The sequence below is a fragment of the uncultured Campylobacter sp. genome (assembly GCF_938018145.1).
In the GTDB taxonomy this organism is placed as follows: Bacteria; Campylobacterota; Campylobacteria; order Campylobacterales; family Campylobacteraceae; genus Campylobacter_A.
The window spans coordinates 1-3,996 of record NZ_CALIII010000021.1 but is presented as its reverse complement, the minus strand read 5'-3'; the positions used below and the strand labels follow the sequence as shown (position 1 = coordinate 3,996).

General features: G+C 47.0%; 4 protein-coding genes. 1 reads left to right on the top strand and 3 read right to left on the bottom strand.

What is annotated here, in order from left to right; genetic code table 11:
- From Q0338_RS00565 to Q0338_RS00555, 3 genes are all read right to left on the bottom strand, one after another.
- A partial coding sequence (locus tag Q0338_RS00565) for a flagellar motor protein MotB (RefSeq protein ID WP_298085068.1) occupies positions 1–524 on the bottom strand: 524 nt, incomplete at its 3' end.
- A 5-nt stretch (positions 525–529) separates the two neighbouring features.
- Positions 530–1,297: a motility protein A gene (locus Q0338_RS00560; protein ID WP_002950161.1), complete on the bottom strand. Its 768-nt coding sequence runs from the start codon at positions 1,295–1,297 to the stop codon at positions 530–532.
- Between the two features lie 260 nt (positions 1,298–1,557).
- On the bottom strand, positions 1,558–2,706 hold the full coding sequence (locus Q0338_RS00555) for a PepSY-associated TM helix domain-containing protein (protein WP_298085067.1): 1,149 nt from the start codon (positions 2,704–2,706) through the stop codon (positions 1,558–1,560).
- A gap of 148 nt (positions 2,707–2,854) precedes the next feature.
- Here Q0338_RS00555 and glmU point away from each other — a divergent pair.
- The coding region (gene glmU / locus Q0338_RS00550; protein ID WP_298085066.1) for a bifunctional UDP-N-acetylglucosamine diphosphorylase/glucosamine-1-phosphate N-acetyltransferase GlmU at positions 2,855–3,996 on the top strand (1,142 nt) is incomplete at its 3' end.

The following is a 3,996-nucleotide window of genomic DNA, read 5'->3' as shown; positions in this document are numbered from 1 at the left end:
GAGCCCGGCTGCTCGCTGTCGGTATGTCCGATCACGTTTGCTACGACGTCGGGCGGTAGTTTAGCTATCACCATCGCGATACGTTTTAAAAACAGCAACGCATCGTCGTTTTGTAGCTGGGCGCTATCTTTTGCAAAGAGTAAATTTGCGGGCAGTCTAATAACAAAGCCGCTCTCGCTCTCCTCAAACGTAACCTCAGGCGAGCCGCTAGCGTGCAAAAGCTCGTTGATAGAGCGAAGTGTTTGTTCGAAATTCGACTTCACGCCCGTGCGCTCTTTGTTTGAGGTGGCGTGGTCGTCTTGGTTTTGTTCGGCGCTGACGTCGGGTTTTGCGCCACCCTCAAGCACGCCCAAAGCCCCGCTTAGCGAGCCGATCGCGGCTTCTAGCTTCTTTGCGTCCATCGTACTCATAGAAAGAAGCAGTACGAAAAAGCAAAGCAGAAGCGACATCAAGTCGCCAAACGCCGCGAGCCACTCGGGTAAGCATTTGGGGCAGTCGCCCGGATCGATTAACTTTTTAGCCATTTTTTCTACTTATCAAACTGACTAACGCGGTCTTTAGGCGGTAAAAACGATAGTAGCTTCATCTCGAGCGTCCTAGGGTTGTCGCCCGCTTGGATCGCCATTATGCCCTCTAGCATTAGCACCTTTGCTGTGCCTTCGTCCTTGTCGCGGATACTTAGGATGTTTGCTACGGGCGAGCCCAGGATGTTTCCTATCATCGCGCCGTAAAGCGTCGTGATGAGCGCGACCGCCATCGAAGGACCGATAGCCGAGGGATCTGACATGTTCATGAGCATCGCGACCAGACCGATGAGCGTACCGATCATACCCATCGAGCCCGCAAAGCCCGCGATTTGTTCGAAAATTTTGATATTATCGCCGTGACGCGAGCTAGCCTGCTCCATATCTATCTCAAGCAGCGTTCTGATGGCGTCTGGTTCGTTACCGTCAACCGCCATAGATAGGCCCTTTTTTAGAAACGGATCGGTTTCGTTATTTGCATCGCTCTCAAGCGCCAAGATACCGTCGCGGCGAGCTTTTGTAGAGTATTCGACCATTTTTTTTACGATTTCGGGGAGATTGTAGGTTTTTGGCTTTACCGCGATGCCGTAAAACGTGCCTAGCTTTTTTATCTGCTCCATCTTAAAGCCGATCATCAGCGCGCAAATCGTACCGCCAAAAACGATCAAAACCGAGGGAATATCGATGTAAGCTCCGATTCCGACGCCCATCTGCATGGAACCTAGCAAAAGCACCATAATAACTATCCAACCGACGAGGCTACCTAAATCCATCTTGCAACTTTCTATATTGTAAATTTGGTTTGTATTTTAGTTTTTTTTAGTTGAAAATACAGTTAAATTTAGGTTAGCTTTTTGCAAAAGCCGTTCCAAAGCGGCGTAAAATTTTTCAAAATTTTATATTTTGTCAAAATTTGATTTAAAGAACGAAGCAAAATTTTAAACGAGAGCAAGAGATAGCGTCTTGCCGCGAGCGCAAATTTGACGAATTCATCGCTCACTCGCTACCAGCGCTTAGTAAAAGTCAAATTTAACTAGGTCTTTTTCGGCTTAAACGCCCTTTTTGCCGTCATATAAAAGCCGCTAAATATAAAAAGCGCCATCAAAAGCGAAACTACCGACCACAAAATTTTACCCGCAATCCCGAAAAAGTACCCCGTATGCAGCTGATAGTTCGTGCTCTTTACCATGCCTACGGTTATGCCCTCGGTTTGTTTTTGCTCCGCCATCTTGCCCTCTTTTACGTTTATGGAGGTCATTTTCGGACGAGCGGTGCTAGGCGCGTCGGGCTCGTAGTATCTGACGTTTATCTTATCTCCGGCCGCGAGCATCAGGCTAAATTCTTTATACTCTATGCCGCTTGATTTAAATATCTCGTAAGCCCTCTGCACATCGCTAAATTTATACTCGGCGCTCTTTTTGCTCTCTGTTTTTTCGGGCGCGCCCTCTTTGCGCTCGGCCTCTTTAGGCAAATTTTGCGCGCTAACGAAAAGCTCAGTCACCGCGCCGTTATACCAGCGGTAAGACCACATGAGTCCGGTTAGACAGATGACGAGATAAATCACCGCGCTTAAGGCGCCTAAACTCGTGTGCAGGTTGTGAAAAAGGGCGTATTTTTTGAGTTTAAAATTTGGCTTCACCGCCTCGGCAAATTTGTGTTTTATCCTTGGAAAATGCAGCCAAACGCCGCTTATCACGAGCACTATCATCGCGACCGTACTAGCGCCTACGATCTGCTTGCCAACCTCGCCAGCGGTTTTATTGCCAGTTAGCGCAAAGCCTAAATTTCGGTGCAGAGACATTACCGTGCGCACGAATGCGACTCCGTAGTCCTTGCCGATGATCTGCGCGGTATATGGATCGACCAGATAAGCATCGCTATTACTAGCATAAATTTTGATCGCTTCGTTTTCGCTTTTGGGTAGCACGAGCCTTGCCGGCTGTTTAACGCCCGTTTGCTCGCTAAAGCTTTGCAGGATTTTTTCCGCGCTTAGCATTTCGCCCGTTTTTTCTATCTTGGGAGCGTTTAAATTTATAAGATCCTCAAGCTCGTGCTGATACGATAAAATCGCGCCAGTAACGCCGACAACAAGCAGCGGAATAGCAAAAATAATCGATAAAATCAGGTGGAGATTAAACAAAAACTGATTTCTTCTTAAGGCCTTTTTTAAAAACGAAAGCAAGCAACATCCTTTAAATTTTGATTTTGATTATTTTTAAAACTCGTGATTATATTGATTAATGCTTAAGAATTTGTTAAGTCCAAAAAGCATTAATCCCGCATTTAGCAAATTTGAGATAAAATCGCTCAAATTTAAATAAGGAAAAAAGATGAGCGATATCGGCGTAGTGGTGCTTGCCGCGGGGCTTGGCACGAGGATGAAATCAACTAAACCAAAGGTGCTTTTCGAGCTTTGCGGAGAGCCGATGATTATCCATATTTTGCGCAAGGCTTATGAGATCAGTAGCGACGTGAGCGTGGTTTTGAGCTATCAAAAAGAGCTAGTGGGAGCCAAAATCAAAGAAATTTTCCCTCAAACTAAAATTTACGAGCAAAATTTAAAAGAGTTTCCTGGCACTGCGGGCGCGCTAAAAAACATCCCGCTAAATAGCGAAAAAACGCTGATTTTGTGCGGAGATATGCCGCTTATCAAAACCAACGACCTAATCCGCCTAAGCGCTGGCAGCGCAGACATCTCGCTTAGCGTTTTTGAAGCGGCAGATCCGTATGGCTACGGCCGCGTGATCGTAAATAACGGCAAAGTCGAGGCCATCGTCGAGCAAAAAGACGCAACCGAGACGCAAAAAATGATAAAAAGCGCAAACGCCGGCTGCTACTGCTTTAAAAGCGAAGTTTTACGCGAGATTTTGCCTCTCATCGGCAACGAAAACTCGCAGAAAGAATTTTACCTAACCGACGCGATAAAAATCGCAAACGAGCGCGGTCTAAAGTGCTGGGCCATCAGCGTCGAAGAGCAAAATTTCATGGGCATAAACGATAAATTTCAGCTCAGTATCGCCCAAAATTTGATGCAGGACGAAATCAAGAAAAATTTGATGAAAAGCGGCGTGCTAATGCGGCTACCAAACAGCGTATATATCGACTCTAGAGCCAAATTTGAAGGCGAGTGCGTCATCGAAGAAAACGTAAGCGTCATCGGAGAGTGCGTCATCAAAAACTCCGTCATCAAAAGCGGCTCGGTCGTAGAAAACTCCGTCATCGAGGACTCGGACGTCGGCCCGCTAGCGCACCTGCGGCCAAAATGCGAGATCAAAAACACCCACATCGGAAACTTCGTCGAGCTAAAGGCGGCGAGGCTTGACGGCGTCAAAGCAGGCCACCTAAGCTATCTTGGCGACTGCAAGATAGGTAGCGGCACAAACGTAGGCTGCGGCACGATCACGTGCAACTACGACGGCAAAGCCAAGCACAAAACGATAATCGGCAAAAACGTCTTTATCGGCTCGGACAC